The sequence below is a fragment of the Shewanella glacialimarina genome (genome assembly GCF_020511155.1).
GTDB lineage: Bacteria > Pseudomonadota > Gammaproteobacteria > Enterobacterales > Shewanellaceae > Shewanella > Shewanella glacialimarina.
The window spans coordinates 2,243,309-2,269,439 of the sequence record NZ_CP041216.1 but is presented as its reverse complement, the minus strand read 5'-3'; the positions used below and the strand labels follow the sequence as shown (position 1 = coordinate 2,269,439).

At 39.7% G+C, this 26,131-nt stretch carries 23 protein-coding genes; 18 read left to right on the top strand and 5 right to left on the bottom strand.

The window, feature by feature from the left end; all coding sequences use genetic code 11:
* Positions 1-481: 481 nt before the first annotated feature.
* Both FJ709_RS09885 and ubiG read right to left on the bottom strand, forming a co-directional pair.
* On the bottom strand, positions 482-1,159 hold the full coding sequence (locus FJ709_RS09885; protein ID WP_226409911.1) for an HAD family hydrolase: 678 nt from the start codon (positions 1,157-1,159) through the stop codon (positions 482-484).
* A 28-nt stretch (positions 1,160-1,187) separates the two neighbouring features.
* On the bottom strand, positions 1,188-1,910 hold the full coding sequence (ubiG, locus tag FJ709_RS09880) for a bifunctional 2-polyprenyl-6-hydroxyphenol methylase/3-demethylubiquinol 3-O-methyltransferase UbiG (protein ID WP_226409910.1): 723 nt from the start codon (positions 1,908-1,910) through the stop codon (positions 1,188-1,190).
* Positions 1,911-2,289: 379 nt separating this feature from the next.
* On the opposite strand from ubiG, the gene gyrA reads away from it, so the two are divergent.
* Together gyrA and serC are read left to right on the top strand one after the other, a co-directional pair.
* Positions 2,290-5,016, top strand: a complete 2,727-nt coding sequence (gene gyrA, locus FJ709_RS09875) for a DNA gyrase subunit A (RefSeq protein ID WP_226409909.1) — start codon at positions 2,290-2,292, stop codon at positions 5,014-5,016.
* A 175-nt stretch (positions 5,017-5,191) separates the two neighbouring features.
* Positions 5,192-6,283 (top strand): 3-phosphoserine/phosphohydroxythreonine transaminase, encoded by a 1,092-nt coding sequence (serC, locus tag FJ709_RS09870; RefSeq protein WP_226409908.1) that lies wholly within the window; start codon positions 5,192-5,194, stop codon positions 6,281-6,283.
* Positions 6,284-6,437: 154 nt separating this feature from the next.
* On the opposite strand, the gene FJ709_RS09865 is transcribed toward serC, so the two are convergent.
* Positions 6,438-7,628 (bottom strand): amino acid aminotransferase, encoded by a 1,191-nt coding sequence (locus FJ709_RS09865; RefSeq protein WP_226409907.1) that lies wholly within the window; start codon positions 7,626-7,628, stop codon positions 6,438-6,440.
* A 453-nt stretch (positions 7,629-8,081) separates the two neighbouring features.
* Here FJ709_RS09865 and aroA point away from each other — a divergent pair, with 453 nt between their 5' ends.
* The 9 genes from aroA (at position 8,082) to FJ709_RS09820 (ending at position 16,206) form a co-directional block, all read left to right on the top strand.
* Entirely contained in the window at positions 8,082-9,365 is a 1,284-nt protein-coding gene (gene aroA / locus FJ709_RS09860) for a 3-phosphoshikimate 1-carboxyvinyltransferase (protein ID WP_226409906.1), read from the top strand.
* A 191-nt stretch (positions 9,366-9,556) separates the two neighbouring features.
* Complete coding sequence (cmk, locus tag FJ709_RS09855) at positions 9,557-10,243, top strand: (d)CMP kinase (protein ID WP_226409905.1); 687 nt, start codon at positions 9,557-9,559, stop codon at positions 10,241-10,243.
* A gap of 137 nt (positions 10,244-10,380) precedes the next feature.
* Positions 10,381-12,048 (top strand): 30S ribosomal protein S1, encoded by a 1,668-nt coding sequence (gene rpsA, locus FJ709_RS09850; RefSeq protein WP_226409904.1) that lies wholly within the window; start codon positions 10,381-10,383, stop codon positions 12,046-12,048.
* Between the two features lie 79 nt (positions 12,049-12,127).
* Positions 12,128-12,415 (top strand): integration host factor subunit beta, encoded by a 288-nt coding sequence (gene ihfB / locus FJ709_RS09845; protein ID WP_226409903.1) that lies wholly within the window; start codon positions 12,128-12,130, stop codon positions 12,413-12,415.
* Positions 12,416-12,537: 122 nt separating this feature from the next.
* Entirely contained in the window at positions 12,538-12,846 is a 309-nt protein-coding gene (locus tag FJ709_RS09840) for a LapA family protein (protein WP_226409902.1), read from the top strand.
* 2 nt (positions 12,847-12,848) lie between these two features.
* A complete protein-coding gene (gene lapB, locus FJ709_RS09835) occupies positions 12,849-14,009 on the top strand; it encodes a lipopolysaccharide assembly protein LapB (protein WP_226409901.1) in 1,161 nt (386 codons plus the stop codon).
* Positions 14,010-14,078: 69 nt separating this feature from the next.
* Positions 14,079-14,777, top strand: coding sequence for an orotidine-5'-phosphate decarboxylase (pyrF, locus tag FJ709_RS09830; protein WP_226409900.1), 699 nt, complete (start codon positions 14,079-14,081; stop codon positions 14,775-14,777).
* A gap of 50 nt (positions 14,778-14,827) precedes the next feature.
* Positions 14,828-15,640 carry an SDR family oxidoreductase gene (locus FJ709_RS09825; RefSeq protein ID WP_226409899.1) on the top strand — a complete coding sequence of 271 codons (813 nt, stop codon included), beginning with the start codon at positions 14,828-14,830 and terminating at the stop codon, positions 15,638-15,640.
* A 14-nt stretch (positions 15,641-15,654) separates the two neighbouring features.
* Positions 15,655-16,206 carry a DUF2058 domain-containing protein gene (locus tag FJ709_RS09820; protein ID WP_226409898.1) on the top strand — a complete coding sequence of 184 codons (552 nt, stop codon included), beginning with the start codon at positions 15,655-15,657 and terminating at the stop codon, positions 16,204-16,206.
* A 46-nt stretch (positions 16,207-16,252) separates the two neighbouring features.
* Here the strand turns inward: FJ709_RS09820 and FJ709_RS09815 are convergent, their stop codons facing one another.
* Positions 16,253-17,092: a hypothetical protein gene (locus FJ709_RS09815; RefSeq protein WP_226409897.1), complete on the bottom strand. Its 840-nt coding sequence runs from the start codon at positions 17,090-17,092 to the stop codon at positions 16,253-16,255.
* Positions 17,093-17,281: 189 nt separating this feature from the next.
* On the opposite strand from FJ709_RS09815, the gene FJ709_RS09810 reads away from it, so the two are divergent.
* Entirely contained in the window at positions 17,282-19,036 is a 1,755-nt protein-coding gene (locus FJ709_RS09810) for an acyl-CoA dehydrogenase C-terminal domain-containing protein (RefSeq protein WP_226409896.1), read from the top strand.
* A 139-nt stretch (positions 19,037-19,175) separates the two neighbouring features.
* Here the strand turns inward: FJ709_RS09810 and dacB are convergent, their stop codons facing one another.
* Entirely contained in the window at positions 19,176-20,675 is a 1,500-nt protein-coding gene (gene dacB / locus FJ709_RS09805) for a D-alanyl-D-alanine carboxypeptidase/D-alanyl-D-alanine endopeptidase (RefSeq protein ID WP_226409895.1), read from the bottom strand.
* A 229-nt stretch (positions 20,676-20,904) separates the two neighbouring features.
* On the opposite strand from dacB, the gene FJ709_RS09800 reads away from it, so the two are divergent.
* The 6 genes from FJ709_RS09800 to FJ709_RS09775 all read left to right on the top strand — a co-directional run bounded on the left by FJ709_RS09800 (position 20,905) and on the right by FJ709_RS09775 (position 26,105).
* Positions 20,905-21,237: a DUF1904 family protein gene (locus FJ709_RS09800; RefSeq protein WP_226409894.1), complete on the top strand. Its 333-nt coding sequence runs from the start codon at positions 20,905-20,907 to the stop codon at positions 21,235-21,237.
* A gap of 10 nt (positions 21,238-21,247) precedes the next feature.
* Positions 21,248-22,561, top strand: a complete 1,314-nt coding sequence (pssA, locus tag FJ709_RS09795) for a CDP-diacylglycerol--serine O-phosphatidyltransferase (RefSeq protein ID WP_264177943.1) — start codon at positions 21,248-21,250, stop codon at positions 22,559-22,561.
* A 69-nt stretch (positions 22,562-22,630) separates the two neighbouring features.
* Positions 22,631-23,392, top strand: a complete 762-nt coding sequence (locus FJ709_RS09790; protein ID WP_226409892.1) for a tRNA-uridine aminocarboxypropyltransferase — start codon at positions 22,631-22,633, stop codon at positions 23,390-23,392.
* Positions 23,393-23,481: 89 nt separating this feature from the next.
* Positions 23,482-23,850: a hypothetical protein gene (locus FJ709_RS09785; RefSeq protein ID WP_226409891.1), complete on the top strand. Its 369-nt coding sequence runs from the start codon at positions 23,482-23,484 to the stop codon at positions 23,848-23,850.
* A gap of 24 nt (positions 23,851-23,874) precedes the next feature.
* Positions 23,875-25,833 carry a RecQ family ATP-dependent DNA helicase gene (locus tag FJ709_RS19715; RefSeq protein ID WP_226409890.1) on the top strand — a complete coding sequence of 653 codons (1,959 nt, stop codon included), beginning with the start codon at positions 23,875-23,877 and terminating at the stop codon, positions 25,831-25,833.
* Entirely contained in the window at positions 25,830-26,105 is a 276-nt protein-coding gene (locus tag FJ709_RS09775; protein ID WP_226409889.1) for a hypothetical protein, read from the top strand. The genes FJ709_RS19715 and FJ709_RS09775 overlap by 4 nt, the downstream gene beginning before the upstream one ends.
* Positions 26,106-26,131: the final 26 nt, after the last annotated feature.

Genomic DNA, 26,131 nt, shown 5'->3' with positions numbered 1-26,131 from the left:
TAATACCAAAAGCGATCGTGTCTAACCACGTTTACGTTTTCATGTAAAAACAATCATGCTGAAGCATTAAATACGACGGATTGAGACATTTTAGCACGCTAAGTCACCCGTTCAGCTTAATTAAATGAGTTATTTTAAACAACTCATTAGTGTCTGTGATTGTATTTGACACACAAGATATGGTGTTTTTTAAAATCTAACATACAAGATAGTGAGGTTGGAGGGTTTTTGCAAGCCACAATTTCTAGAACATCTTGTGGATAAGTTGAGGATAATCGCAACAGTTAGTAAAAGCTAACCCTACACCCCAAATTTATATAGCTTTTCTGTGGGCTGTAGAATAATTGTCCGTAATTTTAAAAGAATTTGATCGCTAAAAATATCAGCGATCGATTCTATTAGCTGATTTTTAGATTGATCTTTGATTGATTGTTTGAGTTGGCTTAATAGACGTTTAGCAACACCGTTTATATCGATAATATTAAGTAAGTTGACGGTCCAATACAAAATAGTCATGTAAACACTGTGTGGTTTTAAAATGAAGTTGTCCAGGCCAAGTGTCAGGTTTGTCTTGGAGCGATAAATAACCCCAATGCGCTATACCGCCAATCATATTGGCATTTTGAGCCGCGATAAGGTCACGTTCAGCATCTCCTATATAAATAATCGATTCAGGACTGATGTTCATCTGCTGCGCGGCAAGTAGCATAGGTGCGCGATGAGGTTTAGGGTGCAAAGTACTATCACCACTGATAAGAGTTTTAATTCGCGATATCAAGCCGAGTTTGTGAACCAAAGGACGGGCAAAGCGAGCATGCTTGTTTGTCACAATACCATAGGGAGTACCGTTATCATCAAAATGATTCAATAACTCTGCAAGGTTATCAAATAGAATGCTTTTGTCACCATTGATGAGCTGGTAGTGATGCAATAATGCTTGTTGGATCTGTTTTTGCTCATCATCGCTAATATCAGGCAGTGCAGCCTTAACCAGCGCCAAACTACCATGAGTGGCAGCATGCTTCACTTTTTCAAGACTGCATGCAGCATAACCCCCATCAGCCATGCCAAGGTTCAGTGCATAGACCAAATCTGGCGCAGTATCGGCAAGTGTGCCGTCTAAATCGAATAATACACCTTTAATCAAGGGCTTTAACACGCAGACTCCTAAGCGGTAGCAAACAATGCTAATCGACTTTTTGTGTAGCAATCATGTAATTAACATCAACACTGTTCGTGTATTTAAACACACCAGATAGTGGGTTATAGGCTATGCCCAATGCGTCTTTGCACAATAAGTCTGTTTTATCGACAAGATTAATTAATTCAGAAGGTCGAATAAACTTACTGTGATCATGGGTGCCTACTGGCAGCATCTTAAGTAGGTACTCTGCACCGACAATCGCAGTTAAATAAGACATCCAATTACGATTAATGGTTGAGAAAAACACATAGCCATCTGGTTTCACCATGTCACAGCATGCTTGGATGACAGATAGCGGGTCAGGGACATGTTCTAACATTTCCATACAGGTCACCACATCATAATAAGCTTGATGTGTATCTCTGTGCTCTTCAGCGGTGCATTTGATGTAATTGAGTGTTACACCAGTTTCTAATGCATGTAAACGAGCCACTTCAAGAGGTTCATTACCCATATCTAAGCCATCTACATGGGCGCCGATTTTAGCCATACTTTCAGATAAAATTCCGCCGCCACAACCAATATCGAGCACTTTTTTACCAAAAATGCCCTGTGCTGTTTGATCGATATAATTTAAACGTAATGGATTAAGCAGATGTAACGGTTTAAAGGAGCCATTTGGATCCCACCAGGTTTGTGCCATTGCTTCAAATTTAGCAATCTCATCGGGGTCGACATTTTTATTCGCAGCAGTTTCAGTAGACATGATTTACCTAGATATCGTTATGCATTATGGATGACATTATATCCATTGATGCAGTTTTTAATAGGGCTAAAATACGCCAATGCTGATGATCCCAGTCAACTTTTGCTATGTTCAGGTGGTTATTTAAACAACCTATCGGTTACATTGTTTATTTGTTACTCAAAATAAACATTCTTAAACCATTAAATCCGGACTTGCTAGAGTACTAAGTTACTGGTAAATGAGTAAGTTAGCCTTTTTATTAACACTAAAGTCAATTTGGTTTAGGTTTGCTCTGGCGACATTAAATATCTGTGTTAGAATGCCAAATCACGTTTTAAAGCTTGACGATATTATAGATTAAAAATCGTCAGCTCAATTTCAGGGGAACGCGCAGTTTATGACTGATCTGGCTTCATCTATTTCGCCAATTAATATTGAAGACGAACTCAAAAATTCGTATCTAGATTACGCTATGAGCGTAATTGTTGGTCGTGCATTGCCTGACGTGCGTGACGGCCTAAAGCCTGTACATCGCCGTGTCTTGTTTGCAATGAGCGAACTTAAAAACGACTGGAACAAACCTTATAAAAAATCCGCTCGTGTTGTCGGTGACGTAATCGGTAAATATCACCCACATGGTGACACCGCTGTTTATGACACTATTGTTCGTATGGCACAGCCATTCTCATTACGCTACACCTTAGTAGACGGCCAAGGTAATTTTGGTTCGGTTGACGGTGATTCAGCGGCTGCGATGCGTTATACCGAAATTCGTATGCAGAAATTAGCCCATTCTTTATTGGCTGATTTAGAGAAAGAAACGGTCGATTTTGTACCTAACTACGACGGCACAGAATTTATTCCAGCAGTATTACCAACTAGAGTACCGAACCTACTTATTAACGGTTCATCAGGTATTGCTGTGGGTATGGCAACCAATATTCCTCCGCATAACTTAAACGAAGTTGTTAAAGGGTGTTTAGCCTTAATTGAAGAGCCTAGCTTATCAATTGAGCAGCTAATGGAATATATCCCTGGTCCTGATTTTCCTACAGCAGCATCGATTAACGGCAGAAAAGGCATTATTGATGCTTATAACACTGGCCGTGGTCGCGCAATTATGCGCTCAAAGGCTGATGTTGAGACCGATGAGAATGGTCGCGAACGTATTATTGTTCATGAAATTCCATATCAAGTTAACAAAGCACGTTTAATTGAAAAAATTGCTGAGCTTGTTAAAGATAAAAAAATCGAAGGCATCAGTGGTTTACGTGACGAGTCTGATAAAGACGGTATGCGTATTGTTATTGAGATAAAACGTGGTGAAGTGGGCGAGGTTGTTCTTAATAACCTTTATGCTCAAACTCAGATGCAATGTTCGTTTGGTATTAACATGGTCGCGCTAACAAATGGCCAACCTAAGTTATTTAACCTTAAAGAAATGCTTGAGTGCTTTATTCTTCACCGCCGTGAAGTGGTTACCCGCCGTACAGTATTTGAATTAAGAAAAGCCCGTGAACGTGCTCATATTCTTGAAGCTCTGGCTATAGCACTGGCTAACATCGACCCGATTATTGCCTTAATTAAAGCCTCACCAACACCAGCGGAAGCGAAAGCCAAGCTTGTTGCTCAAGGTTGGGAATTAGGTCACGTACAAGGCATGTTAGAAAAAGCGGGTGATGATGCTGCTCGTCCAGAATGGTTAGAACCTGAATACGGTATTCGTGATGGGGCTTACTATTTAACTGAGCAACAAGCACAGGCTATTCTTGAGTTACGTTTACACCGTTTAACCGGTCTTGAACATGACAAAATTCTTGCTGAATATGAAGAGTTATTAATTGTTATTGCCGCTTTGTTGCTGATTTTAAGCAGTCCTGAGCGTTTGATGGAAGTCATCAAAGAAGAGTTAGAAGAAATACTTGAGCAATACGGTGATGAACGTCGCACAATTATTAACGCTAATGAAATTGATATGAGTCTTGAAGACTTGATCAACGAAGAAGATGTTGTTGTGACCTTATCACATTTAGGTTATGCCAAGTATCAACCTCTTTCTGACTACCAAGCACAACGTCGTGGTGGTAAAGGTAAAGCGGCAACTAAAGTAAAAGATGAAGATTTTGTTGAGAAGCTACTAGTGGCTAATACCCACGATACTATTCTCTGCTTCTCTGACTTTGGTAAAATGTACTGGCTTAAAGTGTATCAATTGCCATTGGCTAGCCGTACTGCGCGTGGCCGTCCAATTATTAACTTATTACCTTTATCTGAAGGTGAACACATTACCGCCATATTACCGGTTCGCGAATATGCTGATGACAAATATATCATCATGGCTACCGCGCACGGTACCGTTAAGAAAACTGCACTTACTGCTTACAGTAATCCACGTGCGAACGGTATTATTGCCGTTAACTTGAAAGAGGGCGATCAGCTTATTGGTGTTGATATCACTGAAGGTAGTGATGACATCATGTTGTTCTCTAATACCGGTAAAGTGGTTCGCTTTAATGAAAAAGCACGCGACTCTGAAACGGGTGAAGTGAAAATTGACGCCGAAACCGGCGAAGAAGTCATTGCACTACGTCCTATGGGCCGAACAGCAACAGGTGTTCGCGGTATTAAGTTAGAAGATGGCCAACGCGTGGTATCCCTAATTGTGCCAAAAGGTGATGGTGCTATCTTAACTGTAACGGAAAACGGTTACGGTAAGCGCACTGAACTGAGTGAATACCCAGCTAAGAGTCGTGGCACTAAAGGTGTGGTTTCTATTAAAGTCAGCGATCGAAATGGTGCTGTTGTTGGCGCTGTTCAAGTTGGTGCTTTTGACGAAATAATGTTGATAAGCGACAAAGGTACTTTAGTAAGAACTCCAGCTGAAGGCGTATCAGTCATTGGTCGTAACACGCAAGGTGTCACGATTATTCGTACAGCAGAAGACGAGAAAGTGGTCGGTTTGCAACGTATCGAAGAAATTCAATCTGATGACGAATTAGATGAAGACGGCAACCCAATCATTGTTGATCCTATTGCAGAAGCAGATGAAGCAACCACGGATGTGGATACAGTTGAAGTAGATAGTGATACTGAAGTTAAAGATGAGTCAGACGAGCAATCATAATATTGTCAGTGTTGATTAATTGAAAACGAGCGCCTTTTGGCGCTCGTTTTGTTTTACGGAAAAATTTTCATCAAAAACATGCAAAAAAGCGCTATTCAACGGTTGATAAAGTCCTTAGTATTACTGACATTGAACATAAAAATCTATCATCATTAGTAGAGTGAAGGAGTTGTCTGTGAGCACAATTTATAATTTCTGTGCAGGTCCTGCGATGTTACCGCAACCGGTAATGCAAAAAGCACAACAGGAATTAATTGATTGGAATGGGCTAGGGGTCTCCGTGATGGAGATAAGTCATCGCAGTAAAGAGTTTATTGCCTTAACACAAGAAGCAGAAAAAAATCTTCGCGAACTCATGAACATTCCACAAAATTACCATGTGCTATTTATGCATGGTGGTGGTCGAGGTCAGTTTACCAATGTAGTGACAAACTTTTTAGGCGATAATGGCCGAGCTTTGTATTTAACTTCGGGCCAATGGTCAAGTTCAGCGGTAAAAGAAGCTAAACGCATTGCTGGCGAGTCACAAATTGATGAAATCAATATAGTCGAAACGATAAATGGTTTACATCAAGTATGCCTTCCCGATTTAATCAGCATGGATAAAGATTATCGCTTTGTACATTACTGTGCTAATGAAACCGTTGATGGTATTGAAATATTTGACACATTAAATAGCCCATGGCCTGTGGTTGCTGACTTATCATCAACTATCATGTCCCATGACATTGATGTAAGCCAATTTGGTCTTATTTATGCTGGCGCGCAAAAAAATATTGGTCCGTCGGGTTTGTCGATAGTGATAGTGCGTGATGATATGTTAGCAATGCCAACCTTAGTGCAATCATCGGTGATGGATTACACTATCACCAAAGATAATGATTCAATGTTTAATACCCCGCCTACGTTTGCCTGGTATTTAGCGGCAGAAGTGTTCAAATGGTTAAAAGGTGTGGGTGGTGTTGCGGTAATTGAAAGTATAAATAAGCAAAAAGCTGCGCTACTTTATGCCTGTATTGATGAGTTAGCGTTTTATAAAAATGGCGTTGCTATTGATAATCGATCAAGAATGAATGTGACTTTTCAACTAGCTGATAGTGCACTTGATGCTGAGTTTTTAGCTGACGCAGAAAACGCAGGTTTAGTGGCATTAAAAGGCCATCGTATAGTTGGTGGTATGCGAGCGAGTTTATATAATGCCATGCCACTAGAAGGTGTACAAAAACTAGTAGACTTTATGCATGCGTTCGCAAAGAAGCACAGTTAATCAAATTTTTTCATAGCAAAAAGGGCTGAATTATCAGCCCTTTTTAATTTTAATCTATTACAACATACTAAATAGCTAGTTACGTTTCATCAGTTGATTAACCGTTAAATGAACTATTAACAACACAATGATTAAACCAATAATGGCTAACCAATTATAATATTGTTGCAATTGATTTAGCCAGATAGTCTACATTTGACTCGCTGATCCCAGCAATACTTATCCGGCTAGAACCGACCATATAAATACTGTGCTGAGATTTAAGTGTTTCAACTTGGGTAGGGCTGATCCCTAAGAAAGAGAACATGCCTTTTTGTGCCGCAATGAAACTGAAATCCTGGCTAACACCCTGTTCAATTAACTTGTTAACTAACATTGCACGATTGCCATTAATGCGATTACGCATCACAGCCAATTCATCAAGCCACTGCTGTTTTAGTGTTTCATCACCCAATATGGTTTCAACAATAGCTGCGCCATGTGCTGGCGGCATAGAGTAAATGCAACGAACAACATACAGTAATACGGAAAAGGCCACATCAGATTGAGCGGCATCTTTACCAATAATTGAACATGCACCGATGCGCTCTCGGTACAGGCCAAAGTTTTTTGAACAGGAACTACATAAAATCATGTTCTCAACTGCTTTGGCCATTTCCTTTACGCCGTAGGCATCTTCGTCTACACCGTCACCAAAACCTTGGTAAGCCATATCAATTAGTGGTGTAAAACCTTGGTGCGCAGTCACCTTGATGACTTCATCCCATTGCGTTGTGGTTAAATCCATACCACTTGGGTTATGACAGCAAGCATGTAATAGCACAACATCATCTTTTGAGATCTGTTTCAACGCGGCAATCATTTGTTCAAATTTTAATGATTTTGTGTCGTAATCATAATAAGGATAGGTTTTAACTGTGATCCCCGCGGCTTCAAATAAACCAGTATGGTTGGCCCATGTTGGATCGCTTACCCATAATACTGCATTAGGGCGACAGCGTTTAATGAAATCGGCAGCAACACGCAGCGCGCCAGTGCCGCCAGGAGTTGAAACCGTTCTAATACGGTTAGCTAGAAGAGCTGGGTGGCTTTTACCAAAAGCGAGTTCAGTCATTAACTGATTAAATAAAGGCGAACCTGTAGGGCCAATATACACCTTAGTATCTTCAGTGTCGGTACGACGCTGCTCAGCAACTTTGACACAATCTAGAATTGGCGTGTGACCTTTAGGGTCTTTATAAACACCTACACCTAAATCGACTTTGTTAGCGTGATTATCTGCACGGTATTGGGTTAATAATCCTAAAATAGGATCGGCTGGTAAGGCTGTTAATAATTCAAACATGTGGATACCTTTTATTAGCGCTGTTTACTTATACTATTTTAAATTATCGCGCATACTTAGCGAATTGCTCCTAGGATAACGTGCTTTAAACAGATAGTTAAAGTCATTAATCTAAACAATGGCTTTTAATTTCTAGTTGAGTATTTTTCAGTTGGAAACTTATGCTGACAAATAAATAATTCTGTTATTTTTGAAACTATTCTGCTGTAATGGTTACCCATTACGAGCTATGTCTTATTTGATAAAGATAATGAGCATGGTTGAGGTTATACGCTAAATCAACACACAACAATTAGTCACAGTGCGTAAGCAAATAAGTGTCTTAATTGTGGTTTGTGTCATATTTATGTCGTAATTAATTTGTTCCACTTAATCTATTTTTTAACGATAGAATAAGGGATGTTTGAAACCTGGTTAACGAAATTTTAATCAATTTATATAAGAAGAAAGCAAATGAAGCAACTGCATTTAGAGCCTATCGCTAACATGAATGGCGAAATAAATATTCCTGGCTCCAAAAGCATTTCGAACAGAGCATTGTTGCTTGCCACATTAGCTAAGGGCACGACAACACTGACCAACTTACTCGACTCTGATGACATACGCTACATGTTAGCGTCTTTGAAACAGCTTGGAGTTGAATTTGATCTCAGTGAAAATAATACTGTTTGTAAAGTTAAAGGGCTGGCAGGAACATTAAACAGCGAAAAACCTCAAACGCTTTTTCTCGGTAATGCAGGTACCGCCATGCGGCCACTTTGCGCGGCTTTAACGTTAGGCCAAGGTGAGTTCACTTTAACGGGTGAGCCCAGAATGGAAGAACGTCCTATAGGTGATTTAGTTAATGCATTACAACAACTTGGCGCCAAAATTAGTTACCTTAAAAACCCTGGCTTTCCACCATTAACCGTTAATGCTACGGGGTTAAATGGGGGTAATGTCGAAATTGCGGGTGATTTATCTAGTCAATTTTTAACTGCACTACTTATGGTTGCACCGTTGGCCAAAGATAGCGTTAATATCATTATTAAAGGTGAATTAGTTTCAAAACCTTATATTGATATCACTATCGCATTAATGAAACAGTTTGGCGTTGAAGTGATTAACCATAATTATCAGCGTTTTGAAATCCTAACAGGGCAGCAATATATTTCACCGGGCAAAGTGTTAGTTGAAGGAGATGCTTCATCGGCTTCTTACTTTTTAGCTGCTGGTGCGATTCAAGGCGGTGAAGTTAAAGTCACAGGAGTAGGTAAGTTAAGTATTCAAGGTGATGTCCAATTTGCTGATGCATTGGCGGCGATGGGGGCTAATATTGAGTGGGGTGATGATTATATTATCGCCAGAAAATCAACATTAACCGCCATCGATATGGATATGAACCATATTCCAGATGCGGCAATGACCATTGCGACAGCGGCTCTATTTGCCAAAGGAACCACTTCATTGCGCAATATTTATAACTGGCGAATAAAAGAAACTGATCGCTTAGCAGCAATGGCGACAGAACTGCGCAAAGTAGGGGCGATAGTTGATGAAGGCTATGATTACATCACAATTACCCCACCGGAAAATATTAATACTGCAGCAATTGATACCTATAATGATCACCGTATGGCGATGTGTTTTTCATTATTGGCATTTGCAGACTGCGGGATCACAATTAATGATCCCGATTGCACCTCAAAAACATTTCCTACCTTTTTTAGTGAGTTTAAACGTTTAACTGATTGTTAAAATAGATTAAACCCCTAAAATTCAATTCTTGGGTATGGTGTTAATAGAGCAGAAAAGCTCTATTAATACACACTTCTGAGTTAATTTTATCTTAGCAACGGCTTTTTATTGAAAATTGTTATACAATGCTGCCGCTTATTTTTGGCTAAACCCTTTTTTATATTCAGGGATGATGTTTTTCGGAGGAATTTATGACTGAACGGGCTCCAATAGTGACTGTGGACGGTCCAAGCGGTGCAGGAAAAGGGACTATTTGCCAATTATTATCCAAACATTTAGGTTGGCATCTATTAGATAGCGGCGCAATATATCGCGTACTAGCACTTGCGGCTATTCACCATCATATAGAATTAAGTAACGAAGAAGCATTAACGTTAATGGCTGCTCATTTAGATGTGCAGTTTCTGACTCACGCAGACAGTAATGCTATTAAAGTGGTACTTGAAGGCGAGGATGTGACGACAACCATCCGCAGTCAAGAATGTTCAGATGCGGCTTCTAAGGTCGCAGCATTACCGCGTGTACGCGAAGCATTATTACGTCGCCAACGTGCTTTTTCTGCCACGCCAGGTTTAGTTGCTGACGGCAGAGATATGGGAACCGTCGTGTTCCCCCAAGCCCCAGCCAAGATATTCCTAACGGCTTCTGCCCAAGAGCGTGCTGAAAGACGCTTTAATCAGTTGCAGGACAAAGGCTTCGATGTTAAAATCGACCGCCTTTTAGCTGAAATTATCGAGCGGGATGAACGTGATATCAATCGTTCAGCTTCTCCGTTAGTGCCAGCAGAAGATGCCTTAGTGATAGACACTAGTGGCATTTCAATTGAAGGTGTACTGGCTCTAGTGTTAGAGCACGTAAATAAAAAAATTACAGACTAGTTAAGATAAATAGTAACTTTATTAGTTATTTAAGCTAAACTAGCTGTAGGTATTCGCGTTATGGATGACGTGGATTATATTACTAGACTCCACATCTAGGATGGATGGTGGTTTATTACATAAAGTAACCCAAAAACATGACTGAATCTTTTGCTGATCTATTTGAACAATCCCTTCTAACTCTGGAGTTTCGTCCAGGTTCTATCGTTCGTGGTACCGTTGTTGCCATCGAAAACGGTATGGTACTTGTTGACGCAGGCCTTAAGTCTGAAAGCCCAATCAATGCTGACGAATTCAAAAACGCACAAGGCGTTTTAGAAATTCAAGTTGGCGATGAAGTTGATGTTGCGCTTGACTCTGTTGAAGATGGCTTCGGTGAGACTCAACTGTCTCGCGAAAAAGCTAAGCGTCATGAAGCTTGGATCGTTCTAGAAAAAGCGTACGAAGATGCTGAAACTGTAATCGGTATCATCAATGGTAAAGTTAAAGGTGGTTTCACTGTTGAATTAAACGGTATCCGTGCCTTCTTACCAGGTTCTCTAGTTGACGTGCGCCCAGTTCGCGACACCGCTCACTTAGAGTACAAAGAATTAGAATTCAAAGTTATCAAGCTTGATCAGAAGCGCAACAACGTTGTTGTTTCTCGTCGTGCTGTTATCGAATCAGAAAGCAGTGCTGAGCGTGATGCACTTCTTGAAAATCTACAAGAAGGCCAAGCAGTTAAAGGTATCGTTAAGAACCTTACTGACTACGGTGCATTCGTAGATTTAGGTGGTGTTGACGGTCTATTACATATCACTGATATGGCGTGGAAACGTGTTAAGCACCCATCTGAAATCGTTAATGTTGGTGACGAAATCAACGTTAAAGTACTTAAGTACGATCGTGAACGCACTCGTGTGTCACTAGGTCTTAAGCAACTTGGCGAAGATCCATGGTTAGAAATCAGCAAGCGTTACCCAGAAAGCACACGTCTTACTGGTCGCGTAACTAACTTAACTGACTACGGCTGTTTCGTGGAAATCGAAGAAGGCGTTGAAGGTTTAGTTCACGTTTCTGAAATGGATTGGACTAACAAAAACATTCACCCATCTAAAGTTGTTAACTTAGGTGATGAAGTTGAAGTGTTAGTATTAGACATCGATGAAGAACGTCGTCGTATTTCTCTTGGCCTTAAACAGTGTAAAGTTAACCCATGGGATGACTTCGCAACTAAGTTTAACAAAGGCGACAAAGTATCTGGTAAGATCAAGTCAATCACTGACTTCGGTATCTTTATCGGTCTTGACGGTGGAATCGATGGTCTTGTTCACTTATCTGATATTTCTTGGAACGGTACTGGCGAAGATGCAGTGTCTGAGTACAAGAAAGGCGACGAAATCCATGCAGTGGTTCTTTCAGTAGACCCAGAACGTGAACGTATCAGCCTAGGTGTTAAGCAAACTGAAGATGATCCATTCAATGCATATTTAGCTGACAAGAAGAAAGGCACCGTAGTACACGGTACCGTTGCTGCTGTTGATGCTAAAGGTGTTACAGTTGAACTAGCTGATACTGTTGAAGGTTATATCCGTGTTGCTGACATTTCTGCTGAGCGCATTGAAGATGCATCTACTGTATACTCAGTAGGTGATGCTATCGAAGCTAAGTTCATGGGCGTAGATCGTAAGAATCGTTCTATCAGCTTATCTATCAAAGCGAAAGATGAAGCTGAACAGAAAGAAGCTATCGCTACTTTGAACAAGCAAGATGACGCGGTTATCAGCAATGCAATGGCTGAAGCGTTTAAAGCTGCTCGTAAGTAATCGAAAATCGCCTGTTGTATGGGGAGAGAGCCTCCCCATTAGGCGACTGTGTTTGGCTTGGAAATAGGAAATAACTAAGATGACAAAATCTGAACTTATCGAAAAACTCGCCACTAGGCAGTCGCAACTGTCGGCGAAAGAGGTTGAAGCTGCCATAAAAGAAATGTTGGACCAAATGGCGACAACATTAGAAAGCGGGGATCGTATAGAAATCCGTGGATTTGGTAGTTTCTCGCTTCATTATCGTGCACCACGTGTTGGCCGTAATCCTAAAACTGGTACCTCAGTTGAATTGGATGGCAAATATGTACCGCACTTTAAGCCAGGCAAAGAACTGCGCGAACGTGTCGATGCGGTTAATCAATGATTAACGCTTGAATAAAAAGCCTCCAATTGGAGGCTTTTTTGTACCTATTGAAAGTCAAAGCTGGTCAGCGCCTTAAATATCTTAGATAATCATTACATTGCTTTGTTCTGATGGAGAATCCCGTGAAGTCTTTTTTTGCAATCATTATTGTTGGGTTGTTGTTTATTTTGGCATTATTGTTTGGTGCTAAAAATGAGCAGATAGTGACATTGAGTTATTTTATCGCAGAAGGGCAATATCGTTTGCCGGTTGTTTTGGCTGTGGTTTTTTTATCGGGTTTTATGTTGAGTTGGATATTAGCCAGTTTTTATATCATGAAAATGAAGTTGGCACTGCGTAAAGCCAATAAAAGTCTAAGCAGACTTGGTCACATTACGGCTATACCGACTAAACGGACAACAGAGCAACTTAATGCGGATACCGTTAGCTAACTATGCTTGAAATTTTGTTCTTATTATTGCCTATCGCAGCCGGTTACGGCTGGTACATGGGGCGCAGAAGTATTCTGCAGCGCGATAGTCAAAAAAGTAAAAAATTAAGCCGTGATTATTTTACTGGCTTGAATTTTTTACTTTCTAATGAGTCAGATAAAGCCGTTGATCTATTTATTAGTATGCTAGATGTTGATGATGAAACAATAGATACTCATCTTTCATTAGGTTCATTATTTCGAAAACGGGGTGAGGTTGACCGCTCTATTCGTATTCATCAAAATCTTATCGCTAGACCAAACTTGACCGCTGAACAACGTGATATCGCTATGATGGAGTTAGGTAAAGATTATATGGCTGCCGGATTTTACGATAGGGCAGAAGAAATCTTTCTTAATCTTGTCAATCAAGATGATCACAGTGAAGAGGCCGAATCTCAGCTTATTTCAATCTATCAGGTCACTAAGGAATGGCAAAATGCCATTGATGTGACAAAAAAACTGCCTAAAAAGCGTCAACAAGTGTTTAAAGTTACCACCGCACATTTCTACTGTCAGCTTGCTGATCAAGCTACAGACATGCTCGTCAAAATTAAAAAACTTCAATTAGCCATCAAGCAGGACGTCAGTTGTGGGCGTGCATGGCTTGGATTAGCGAATATTTATCTCGATAGTGATCAGATAAAAGAATGTAAGGATTCGTTACTTCAATTAATTGATGCTGATATAGCACTGTTCCCCGACAGTATTAACATTGCCAAACAAGTTTACCGCCAGTCATCGGACAGCGAAGGTTATGAGCAACTTTTGAGTCTGGCATTAAAACAAGGCGCGGGTGCGAGTGTTGCTATTGCATTGGCAGAGCATCAGATTGCAAAAAATAATAGTGATTCAGCTGAAGCTATGATGTTAGATAATTTATATCGACATCCCACCATGAAAGGTTTTCAGCACTTAATGAAGCTACATATTAAGCAAGCTGAAGATGGTAAAGCTAAACAAAGTTTATCTATGCTTGAAAAATTAGTAGAACAACAAATTAAATTTCGACCTGGCTACCGCTGCCGTGAGTGTGGTTTTCCTGCGCATGCCTTGTATTGGCATTGTCCTTCTTGTAAGCATTGGGGCAGCATTAAGCGAATAAAAGGGCTTGATGGTGAATAGATTTTTGTTCTCATTGGGTTTTAGCGCAAATAAAAATTCAAAAAATTGATTGTAAACGTTGGAGAAAGTATGACTGATAAACCTATTGTTGTGGCTTTAGATTATAACAACAAAGCTGAAGCCTTAACGCTTATTGATAAACTTGATCCTGCTTTATGCCGGTTAAAAATCGGCAAAGAAATGTTCACTTTGTTTGGGCCAGCACTTGTCAACGATATTCATCAGCGTAAATTTGATTTGTTTTTAGACCTTAAATTTCATGATATTCCCAATACTGTGGCTAAAGCTGTTAGTGCCGCAGCTGATCTGGGCGTTTGGATGACCAATGTGCACGCCAGTGGCGGCTTAGCCATGATGCAAGCGGCAAAACAATCCATAGACAAATATGGTAAAGATGCACCATTATTAATTGCGGTTACTGTACTAACTTCAATGTCTGATGAAGACTTAGTCTTGCTTGGTATTAACGTACCAGCATTTGAACATGTGTTACGTTTAGCTAAGCTAACACATCAAGCTGGTTTAGACGGTGTAGTGTGCTCGGCCCAGGAAGCAAAATTATTGAAATCGACTTTTGGTCAAGATTTTAATTTAATTACCCCTGGCATACGCCCTGTAGGAAGTGATGCAGGCGACCAACATCGGATTATGACGCCACCACAAGCTATTATCGCAGGTTCTGATTACTTAGTAATAGGTCGCCCTATTACCCAGGCTGCAGATCCTCTCGCAGCGCTGACGGCAATACATCAATCTTTACAAGTCTAATAGTATCGCTAATTTTGTAGCTCACTTGCTGAACGCATTAAGGATAAAATATGTTTGATTATACAAGTCAAAATGTTGTTGTTGTCGGTGGCACTTCTGGGATCAATTTACACGTTGCCATCTGTTTCGCCCAAGCTGGCGCCAATGTAGCCGTCGCCAGTCGAAAAGCAGACAAAGTGAACTCAGCTGTTGAATTATTAAAGCAAGCAAACCCAAGTGGCACACACATCGGCGTCTGTTTTGATGTACGAGATGAAAACGCTTTAGCGATAGGGTTTGCAACTATTGCACAAACCTATGGTCATATCGATGTATTAGTGAGTGGCGCGGCAGGTAATTTTCCTGCCAGTGCAGCTAAACTGTCTAATAATGGCTTCAAGTCAGTTATTGATATTGATCTTATTGGCAGTTTTCAAGTGCTTAAACAAGCTTATCTTTTACTGAAACGCCCCAAAGCTTCTATTATCCAAATTTCAGCACCTCAAGCCTATATCGCCATGCCTTTGCAGGTTCACGTTTGCGCTGCTAAAGCAGGGGTCGATATGTTAACGCGAACTTTAGCTTTAGAGTGGGGGATAGAGGGAGTCAGGATAAATTCAATCGTGCCTGGACCAATTGAGGGTACGGAAGGTTTTAATAGACTGGCTCCCAGTGAAGCATTACAACAAAAAGTCGCTTCTAGTGTGCCATTACAACGTAATGGCCAGAAACAAGATATTGCCAATGCCGCATTATTTTTAGCTTCCGATATGGCTTCTTATATCACAGGCGTCGTGTTGCCAGTGGACGGTGGCTGGTCACTTGGGGGCGCGAGTATCGCAATGACCGAATTAGGCAGTTTGGCAGCAAAACACGGATTATAATTAAGGGTTCTACCATGGCAAATGCATTACAAGATCAATTACTCAAAGCGGGTTTAACTAGCAAACAAAGCGTTAAAAATGCGAAAACACAGAAGCGTCGCGATAAGAAAGCCAACGTTGATGACGGTAGCGCGGTATTAAAGCAACAAATAGCAGAGCAAAAACAGCTTCAAGCTAAAAAAGATAAGCAGTTGAATGAACAACGCTTTAATGAAGCAACAGAAAAAGGCCAAGTGAAAGGTCTAATCTCTGAGTTCATAAAATTTGCCATCTCTATTCCAAAAGATGCAGAGATTAAATTTAACTACACCTTAGAAAAAAAGATTTTTTCTGTCTATATTAATGACAAAATTCAAGGTCAATTATTAAATGGCTCATTGGGTATTATTCGTTATGAAGATAAAAGCTATTTAGTCCCCCATAAATTGGCGATGAGAGTTAATTTATTAGTGCCTCAATGGTGCGGGTACTTATGGGATTCAAGCGCACAAGATGCAGTCGCACAAGTTGCTGATGCAGATGACCCATATGCTAATTATGCTATTCCTGATGATCTGATGTGGTAAATAATTACTGCAACATAAAAAAAGCCTCAATTGATTGAGGCTTTTTTTATACCCTTAATGCTTTAAATGCCAAAATTTGTTGGCAATATGCTAGATGATGGCGAATATCATCTAGATGCTGAGATGCATTAAAATCCATCAAAAACCAATTGGACAATCCATTTTCAGGTGTTTGATTATAAAATAGTTTTTCACATTTAAGTAGGTTATTTATGTTAGCTGCTTCAAGCCAGAAGTGTGCGTCTAAACTCGCTATTTGTTTCAGTATTTGCAGCTGCTCAACATAGTCATCAGGTAGCGTTACTTGGCATTTTAAAGCCGGGGTCTGCATATCATTATGCTCACCCAATAATGCTGAAATTGGATTAAATCCCTTTTGGGTAGCAATTGATGAGTTAAATTTGGGTTTCACATAAAGTTCGGGCCAATGCAGATGAGGATGAGTGAGTGCTATCCCTAATGCAATACGCCTCTCACCAAGCCAATTATGAACCATACAGGGTAAAGTTTCTGTTTCCCCCATGGTTACGCTTCTTGCCAATGAAGGCAATAATGACATGCGAGTTAAGTAAACAGTTTTAGAGATCATCGCAGAAATTACTGCAGTAACAAGCCCAGACGACGGCCAACAATCAATTCTTTTTACTAGGCTGTCAGCAACTGTGGTTAATATTTGCACAAAAATAGCATCGTTATGACTTCTTTCTACTGTAAATGCTTCGTCTACACCGGCATAAGGACCGTTACAAATAGTAATAGTGTCTTTATGTTGCGTAGCATTAAAGGTGATCGACACACCACTAGCTGATGGCAGCCAATCGCCATCAGCATTACCAATTATAGTCACTTGTTCAAGAGAGTCATAAAATTTTTGCAGGGGCATCATTACATCTACATCGTTAACAATTGCAGGTATTCTAACTTAAAAATGGCCTAAAACGGTTAAGCATTCGTAAATATATTCAGTAGTATAATTTTAACGCAATATCGCAAATCAGCCAGTTTGCACTTGTATTCAGCGGGTAAATTATATAAATTTAAACACCTGTTTTAATTATTCGTTTGAGAGACTGATATGAACCCATACCAAGCGCCCCTAAAGGACATGAAATTTTTGTTAGAAGACGTATTTGATGCCACAAATACCTGGCAACAATTACCAGAATTAGCTGACATGGTTGATATGGACACTGCAGTTGCTATTCTTGATGAAGCCAACAAGATCAGTCGTGACTTACTTCACCCTATAAATCGAAGTGGTGACGAACAAGGCGTCGTCCATCATGGTGATAAAATTATTACTCCCGATGGATTTAAAGAAGTATACAATCAATTTTCTGCAGGCGGCTGGGTAGGTCTTTGTGGTGATGCCGAATTTGGCGGCATGGGTATGCCTAAAATGCTAGGTATTCTGGTCGACGAAATGGGCTACAGTGCTTGTAATTCATTTGTTCTCTATAGCTCTCTAACGGCTGGCGCAGCACTGTGTATCAATGCCCATGCTAGTGATGAGTTAAAACAAACCTACTTACCTAATTTATACTCTGGTCAATGGGCTGGTGCCATGGATATGACAGAGCCGCATGCAGGGTCTGATTTACGGGGTATTCGTACTAAGGCTGTACCACAAGAGGATGGCAGTTATGCCATCACAGGTAATAAAATCTTTATCACGGGCGGCGATCAGGATTTAACTGAGAACGTTATTCACCTAGTGTTAGCAAAGCTGCCAGATTCTAAAGGCATTTCATTATTTTTAGTGCCTAAAATCAAAGTTAGTCAAGATGGAAGCTTAGGCGAGGCTAATGGCGTAACTGTTGGTTCAATTGAACATAAGATGGGGCTGAAAGCCTCAGCGACTTGTGTGATGAATTATGATAATGCCATTGGTTATTTGATAGGCGAGCCAGATCGTGGCCTAGTGTGTATGTTTACCATGATGAACTATGAACGCTTAGCGATTGGCATACAAGGGCTAGGAAACGCACAAGCAGCTTATCAAATGGCCAGTGAATATGCTAAAGAGCGTTTGCAAGGCGTAGCCGCAGGCACTAAGCCAACTGGCGTGTCAGATCCCCTTATTGTGCACGGTGACGTGCGTCGTATGTTACTCACGATTCGTGCAATGACAGAAGCTGGGCGCGCCTTATCGGTATTGACTGGCAAGCAACTTGATTTGGCTAAATATGGCGAAGGCGATGTAAAAGCCAAAGCCAGCCAGTATGTCGGATTATTAACACCTGTTGCGAAAGCATTTTTAACCGATAGAGGCCTTGATGCGACTATTATGGCGCAGCAAGTTTTTGGTGGTCATGGTTATATTCGTGAAACGGGAATAGAACAATTTGTACGTGATACTCGAATTGCTCAAATTTACGAAGGTACAAATGGTATTCAAGCCATTGATTTCTTAGGCCGTAAAGTGACCGGAGATAATTTAGTTGCTTTGACATTATTTATTGAAGAATCAATTCAAACTCTGCAAACCCTTACCCATGTATCCGAAAAGCATATTGCTGCAGTCAGTGAACGATTGAATGCTTTATTAGTTACAGCGGCCTACATTAACGATAATAAAGTAGCTCATCCTGCATTGATTAATGCTAGTGCGGTCGATTATTTGGATGCATTTGGTTATGCATTATATGGATATTTCTGGTTAGTTATGGCGGATAAGTCTACTCATCACATTGATAAAGACTTTAGCCAACAAAAGCGCTATTTAGCTGACTTTTATATGGATAAATTACTGGTTAAAGTGGATTACCATTTGTCTCAGGTTAATCATGGTGATGTGTCTATTATGCAGATGCCGGCTGAAATGTTTTAACAAAGTCATCATGTACTAACAAAGGTAACACCACCAATTTTAAAAAGCACCTGAAAGGTGCTTTTTTGTTGGCTGTTATTTGACTTTACCCTACTGAATAGAGTGATATTTTGGTAAACGTACTAATTTAGTAGATGCACTAATTTGATAGATGAACTAAAGGCATGTCCATTAGGTTCTGCAATAAAATAGCCGAAAAAGGGGCTTTTTGTTGTTGCTGGATTTTCGGACTAAGACCATTTTCGAACAGCACAAACAGATACCTTTTACCATTAGATGCTTCAAACTGACCCGCTAAATTCGACACGCCTAACATACTGCCCGTTTTTGCCATGACTTTGTGCTTTAAAGGTGGTTTATTAAAATAACGCTTGTACTTTAAGGTGCCTTTTATTCCGGCAACAGGCAGACTGTTGAGTAAATATTGGTAATCCTGATGAGTGGCAATGACTTTTAAAACTGCCATAACATGTTCTGCAGATAATAAATTATAGCGAGAAAGTCCTGAGCCATCGGCAATGTTTGCCATTTCAAGCTCAATATCCAATTCCTGTAACATGACGACTAAAGCTTGTGTTGTCTGCTTAAAATTTAATGGCTGTTGTGTAAAATCTTCGGCGCTTGTTCGTAACAAAGCTTCAGCCATCAGGTTATCTGATTTAAGTAACATCTCGTCAATAAGCTTAGGCAATGGTTCAGATAAATGCGTAGCGATAGGCTGGAAATTATCATTTGATATTGTCCGTGTTGTATCAACAACAACTTTGCCGGTTAACCTTATCTTTTGTTGCTTAAGAATCGCTTTAACAACATTCACGGCATAACCTTGAGGTTCGTTAATTGCAATGGCTAACGGTAAAGATTTGGCTCCAGCGTAACAACCTTTAAGAGTAAAATGATTACTGTCTTTTCTTATTAACTGTAAATCGCATGGAATAGCACTTGGCTGATATGGCGCGAAAACGGCTTCATTTTCAACATATATCGGTCTTTTCCCCATGACTTTTAAGGTCGCCTTTTTGTTGTAACCATTTGCGCTAAGCCTAGCGAAAACACAATTTTTATCAATAATGAAACTGGAGATAGGTGCAGCATAACAAATACCTAAATCATCCCACACCCAACCGGGTGCTTGAAGCTGATCTTGGTGATGGCCAATAAGATGTATGTTGCCATTAACAGTGTGAACACCCGCTTGTTTTAACTGATTAATCAAGGCGTTTAAATGGCGTTGCTTTAGAGTTGGATCACCAGAAAAAGTAACATAAAGTTCATTTTTCAATATACCATTTATGATATCGAGTTTTTGATTGCTTAAAAGCTGAGTTCTATATTGAAATGATTGGCCAAGTTGTTTTGCACTGACTAATGCCGTTAGTAATTTTTGTATACTGGCAGGGTTCATCAATGCATTTGAATTTTGTTGAAATACGCTTCTATTATCAGCTAAATCCCAAACACTTAATGCTATGAGTGATGACTCAGGCTTGATCAAATTCATTATTGCAGCAACATGAAGTTGATCTTCAGCAATGCCTTGTTCTATTTGCGTATGAGTTAATGCTTGCTGTGCTGAGCTATCTAAGCAAAATAACATTAAAGCGGTAATGAAAAAGTTTAACAATCTTTGTAAACGCATGTATCAGCAACTTAAGGTAATCAATCTAGGTAAATTATGGTAATTGTAAGCGTTTTAAAATGGTTTGTATAAAATAAAAATTTACAATTATTTCGGACTCTACGCCATAAAAATGAACATTTAAACTACTAAAAATACAGCTATGAGGGGTTTTAACAGAAATTTCTTGCTCAATAGTTTTTAAATCGGTACTTTCTATGCCTACTTGTTCACAGTGAGAATGAACGATATGCCCCACATTACAATACGTGGTGTAAACCAATACGTTGCGGAGCAGATCAGCCAACCATTATTTGAACAACTTTCCTTACTCTGTGGTAATGCAAAGAGTAGTTATTCATTAGAGTGGATTGAATCAAAGCAATTTAGTGGTGCGAATCCATTTTTGGGACTCGCGTTGATCGAAATATCTTGGTTTCCCCGTGATAAACTTATTCAAGATGCTGTCGAGTACACCGTTCGCGATATCATATTAACGGTACAATCATCAATTAAAGATATTGTTGTCATTTTTCATGTTTTAGAGCGTGAAAGTTACTATCGTAATGGTACACAATTTTAAGGAGGATGCCTTGCTGGACAAGCTTGGTGGAATTTCATTATCGCCTGATGCGTTAAATTGGTTATTAACACCCAAAAATTTTAAACAAACGTTAATGAGTCAAATCGCGTCAGCTAAGACATCAATTTATATTGCCGCTTTGTACCTTGAAGATGACGAAGCAGGTAGGGAAGTGCTACAGGCTTTACTAACAGCCAAAGCCAATAACCCTTTACTCGATGTCAAAGTGCTGGTTGACTATCATCGGGCTCGAAGAGGTTTAATTGGCCAAAAAGGTGATAGCGGTAACTATATCTTATATAGAAAAGCCATCGCTGCAGCACAATACCCAATTGATATTTTAGGGGTTCCGGTAAAATCACGTGAATTTATGGGCGTGTTGCACTTAAAAGGCTTTATTATTGATGACACTGTTATTTATAGTGGTGCAAGTATTAATAATATTTATATGCAGCAAGGTGATAAATATCGTTTTGATCGATATCATCTGATTAAAAGTGCTGAACTTGCGCAAAGTATGCGCACTATGATCCAAGATTACATTATTAACGATCCTGCGGTAACAGCATTAACACAGCCAGCTGAAACCGAAGTAGTTAGTGACAAAAATGATATTCGCAATTTTAAAAACCGTTTATCACAAGCTCACTATGAATATGTATCTACTCGTATTGGTAATAGAATCACGCCACTTGTTGGACTTGGAAAAAAAGACAATACGTTAAATCAAGTCATTATTGATTTGGTTGACAGTGCATCAAAACGCCTTTTCATTTGTACGCCCTATTTTAATCCGCCAGCAGCGTTATCTAAAGTCATTAACAAGAAGCTAAAAGAGGGGGTCAAAGTGGATATTGTTGTTGGCGATAAAACCGCCAATGATTTTTATATTCCACCAGAAAAAGATTTCTCAACCATTGGCGCCTTACCTTATATGTATGAGCAGTCATTACGCAAGTTTGCCAAACGTCAGCAGTGGGCCATTGAATCAGGGCTATTGAGTATCCACTTGTGGAAGCATGAACATAACTCATATCATCTTAAAGGCATCAGTTGTGATGATAGAAAACATTTGATAACCGGTTCTAATCTAAACCCTAGGGCATGGGCATTAGATCTAGAAAACGGCCTGTTATTACATGATGAATCCGGCAGCTGGAAGCAACAGTTTATTGATGAGCAAATCCATATTCTGCAATATACAGAGCGCTTATTTCACTACAGTCAATTAGACGCATTACGTACTTACCCGCAGCCGGTTCAAAAGATAATGAATCGAATACGGCGATTAAAAGCAGACTTTTTGCTAAAACGTATTTTATAATAGCCAGCTAATTATCTAAAAATCATCACTTATCTAAGTGGTGATTTTTTCATTGCATAAGTGAAAGTTATGACTGACAAGTCAAATGCGCCACAGCACGCTGTTCATCAACTCTATTTATATAGGAAGTCACTCTCAACTAAGCCATTTGGTGCCAGAGGAAAGAAGCTCGTTCGTTGTGACTTGTGTCTGTTAGGTGAGCAATTTTGTACCTGTGCTTTACGACAGTTACTGACATCGACAGTGAGTTTTTTGTTGGTAATGTATAATGATGAAGTGTTAAAGCCGACTAACTCTGGTCGATTAATTGCCGATCTGATTCCAGACACTCATGCTTTTTTATGGGACAGAACAAATCCGCCTCAAGCAATGTTGGCACTCTTAGATAACCCCATCTATCAGCCTTATTTAATTTTTCCTCAGCAGTACATTGAAAGTCATCAGCCTGTTATCAATCATGTTGACACGCAGCAATTAGCGGGCAAGCGTCCCTTATTAGTGCTGCTTGATGGCAGTTGGCGTGAAGCCATAAAAATGTATCGTAAAAGTACTTATCTTCAAACTATGCCCGTGTTGTCTTTTTCTCCTGAGATACTGGCAACCTATGCACTTCGAAAAGGCAGTCATGACTTTCAGTTAGGCACTGCTGAAGTAGCAGCATTAGCGCTTGAAGCTGCTGGAGAGCCTTTAAATGGTAACGTACTTCAGAAATGGTTCGACTTGTTTGTTGAGTCATCATTACTGGGTAGAAATCGACGCGCAAAAGACACATTAACGCCAATTAGTGATTATCAACAGCAGTATCTTGATGCTGTACATGCAGCGAAATAGTCACCAATGTTAATTTATTCGCGATCTAAATTAATAACAAGTAAGATTATAGTACTGAATTGATGCAGGTATATTAAGGATATTTCCTCATGGGTGATGACGTTACTGAACATGGTCAAAGCATGGTTAATAGCAAAATGGTAATACTGTATCGGCTAGAACCTGGTTGCTTAGGGCCTGATGGCGTTGATCATATTGAAATATTTTGCTCCATCGCAGAACGTGCATTACAGTCACTCAATGCTGATATCTGCCAATGGCAGCTCACCCCCAGATTTGATAAGAGTTTAGATGAGCTACAGTACAGCCTAGCGGGAAAAATATTAACAAAAGATAAAGCAGCTAAATATGTTTTAGCCTGTGACGCTGATTTATCCCAACTTGAAGAGTTTTTTGAAGATAAGTTAACTCAACTGATCAATAAGTATATTGCGAGGAAACTTCCCGCACAAAAATAGCATGATAACGTTAGGAATATATTGATGACCGATCGCCACAGTGCAGCATATTTGTATCAACAGTTAAAACAACAATTTGGTTTTGATACTTTCAGAGACGGTCAGTTAGAGGTTATACAGCAGGTTATACAAGGACAGTCTACGCTAGCAATATTTCCTACGGGATCAGGTAAGTCACTTTGTTATCAACTCAGTGCAATTAATCTCCCCCATCTTACTTTGGTCATATCCCCTTTACTTGCCTTAATACAAGACCAATTGATTTTTCTTAAATCAAAAGTCATAAACGCAGCAAGTATTGATTCAAGTCTTAATCAACAAGATATTCAATCTGTCATGCACTCGGTAAAGCAGGGTGAATGTAAAATATTGATGGTGTCGGTTGAACGGTTTAAAAATGAAAGATTCAGGCAGTTCCTCTCCCAAGTGACTATTTCTCAACTTGTGGTAGATGAAGCTCACTGTATTTCAGAATGGGGGCACAATTTTAGGCCTGACTACCTTAAAATACCGCAAATTTGCCAAATGTTTTCTATTCCACAAGTGCTGCTATTAACCGCGACAGCAACCAAGAAAGTTAAACTGGACATGTGTGACCGATTTGGCATTGAAGCTTTGCATGTCATTCAAACTGGATTTTATCGAGACAACCTTAACTTACAGGTCGTGCCTGTTGCTAAGCTGGATAAGACACAACAATTAACCTGCCAAATCCAAGCCTTATTTGGCAGTGGTATTGTATATGTGACATTGCAACAAACCGCAGAACAAGTGGCCAGCTCGCTAGTAAGCAATGGTATCAATGCGCGGGCTTATCATGCTGGTATGGATACCCAAGCTAGGCAGTCAATCCAGCAACAGTTTATGAGCAACCAAATTCAAGTCATTGTAGCCACTATTGCATTTGGTATGGGCATAGATAAGTCAGATATTCGTTTTGTCATTCATTACGATTTACCTAAATCAATCGAAAATTACAGTCAAGAAATAGGTCGTGCAGGTAGAGATGGGCAAGCATCAAGCTGTATCACGTTAGCCAATTTAGATGGTTTAAATACCATTGAAAATTTCGTTTACGCCGATACGCCTGATTTGCAAGATATCGAAAAATTACTCAACATTATTAAAACAGAAACCGATGAAGCCGGCAAATGGGAAATGCAAGAGCTGGCATTATCCAAAGCCTGTAATATTAAAACATTGCCTTTGAAAACTCTATTGGTTCAACTTGAACTGCAAGGCGTTATCCAACCTACGTTTGCTTATTTTGCAGATTTCAAATACCAACTTTTAGTTGATAAGCGGGTTTTGCTGGCTCGTTTTGACCCATCTAGAGCCACTTTTATACAAAAAATACTAGACCATACTCAGTTCAAAACAATCTGGGGCCAACTTGATTTTGATGGATTACATCAAGCCACAAATGAGCCCAGAGCAAGAGTTGTGGCCGCGCTTGAGTACTTAGCCGAGCAAGAATTAATTATTTTAGAAACAAAGAAAATGACTCAAGTATTTTATGTTAATATGACAGATATTGTTGAGGTTTCTATTGCTTCGCAAATGCATACATATTTTAAAGATAAAGAGACTAAAGAGATACTGCGTATTGCCCAGTTAGTCCGTTTCTTCGAGCTAGGTAAGTGTTTGTCGCGAAACTTAGCGTGTTACTTTGATGACATGAACGCGCCAATTGAATGCCATCATTGCAGTGTGTGTGACGGTAAAGTGGCAAAGTTGCCTGTTACCCAAACAAGCCAAAAAATTGATAAAAATCAACTTTCTCAGTTTATAACTGAATTAAAACAACAGGTTGAAGTTAAAAATATCACTATCACTCATTCTACGTTAATAAAGTTTCTTGCGGGTATGAGTGTGCCCATTCTTGCCAGATTAAAAGTTAAAAATCTTGCTGGATATGGTGCATTAAGCGAATGGCGCTATCAAGAGATCGTAAATGTTGTAAACACTTTGGAGGATAAATGACTACTGACAGTGATGAGTTACTCAAAAAACATTCAAACCTAATCCACAGTGACGGTGTGACGGTTGAGTCGCATACTCAGCGAGAGCAGGGTGAATGGGTATTACAAACCTTAATGATTAAAGGTTTTGATGTTCCTTTCAAATATCGTCGTAATAAAAAATTTAAAAGCTTGGCGGGTCAAAAAGTGAATTTAACTTATTATCCACGAGAGCAGACTGTTGCGGGCTTCAAAGTTGAAACAATGCAAGTTGTTCGAGTAAGACGATATTAATAATTGATAGGCATTAACATACGCTA

What these genes read in the sequence shown, in the direction of transcription:
- FJ709_RS09865 (WP_226409907.1), bottom strand. Translation starts at nt 7,628, where the DNA reads ATGTTTGAATTATTAACAGCCTTACCAGCCGATCCTATTTTAGGATTA.
- FJ709_RS09785 (WP_226409891.1), top strand. Translation starts at nt 23,482, where the DNA reads ATGGGTGATGACGTTACTGAACATGGTCAAAGCATGGTTAATAGCAAA.
- rpsA (WP_226409904.1), top strand. Translation starts at nt 10,381, where the DNA reads ATGACTGAATCTTTTGCTGATCTATTTGAACAATCCCTTCTAACTCTG.
- lapB (WP_226409901.1), top strand. Translation starts at nt 12,849, where the DNA reads ATGCTTGAAATTTTGTTCTTATTATTGCCTATCGCAGCCGGTTACGGC.
- ubiG (WP_226409910.1), bottom strand. Translation starts at nt 1,910, where the DNA reads ATGTCTACTGAAACTGCTGCGAATAAAAATGTCGACCCCGATGAGATT.
- FJ709_RS09820 (WP_226409898.1), top strand. Translation starts at nt 15,655, where the DNA reads ATGGCAAATGCATTACAAGATCAATTACTCAAAGCGGGTTTAACTAGC.
- FJ709_RS09800 (WP_226409894.1), top strand. Translation starts at nt 20,905, where the DNA reads ATGCCCCACATTACAATACGTGGTGTAAACCAATACGTTGCGGAGCAG.
- FJ709_RS19715 (WP_226409890.1), top strand. Translation starts at nt 23,875, where the DNA reads ATGACCGATCGCCACAGTGCAGCATATTTGTATCAACAGTTAAAACAA.
- pyrF (WP_226409900.1), top strand. Translation starts at nt 14,079, where the DNA reads ATGACTGATAAACCTATTGTTGTGGCTTTAGATTATAACAACAAAGCT.
- cmk (WP_226409905.1), top strand. Translation starts at nt 9,557, where the DNA reads ATGACTGAACGGGCTCCAATAGTGACTGTGGACGGTCCAAGCGGTGCA.
- aroA (WP_226409906.1), top strand. Translation starts at nt 8,082, where the DNA reads ATGAAGCAACTGCATTTAGAGCCTATCGCTAACATGAATGGCGAAATA.
- gyrA (WP_226409909.1), top strand. Translation starts at nt 2,290, where the DNA reads ATGACTGATCTGGCTTCATCTATTTCGCCAATTAATATTGAAGACGAA.
- FJ709_RS09775 (WP_226409889.1), top strand. Translation starts at nt 25,830, where the DNA reads ATGACTACTGACAGTGATGAGTTACTCAAAAAACATTCAAACCTAATC.
- dacB (WP_226409895.1), bottom strand. Translation starts at nt 20,675, where the DNA reads ATGCGTTTACAAAGATTGTTAAACTTTTTCATTACCGCTTTAATGTTA.
- FJ709_RS09815 (WP_226409897.1), bottom strand. Translation starts at nt 17,092, where the DNA reads ATGATGCCCCTGCAAAAATTTTATGACTCTCTTGAACAAGTGACTATA.
- FJ709_RS09790 (WP_226409892.1), top strand. Translation starts at nt 22,631, where the DNA reads ATGACTGACAAGTCAAATGCGCCACAGCACGCTGTTCATCAACTCTAT.
- ihfB (WP_226409903.1), top strand. Translation starts at nt 12,128, where the DNA reads ATGACAAAATCTGAACTTATCGAAAAACTCGCCACTAGGCAGTCGCAA.
- FJ709_RS09810 (WP_226409896.1), top strand. Translation starts at nt 17,282, where the DNA reads ATGAACCCATACCAAGCGCCCCTAAAGGACATGAAATTTTTGTTAGAA.
- FJ709_RS09825 (WP_226409899.1), top strand. Translation starts at nt 14,828, where the DNA reads ATGTTTGATTATACAAGTCAAAATGTTGTTGTTGTCGGTGGCACTTCT.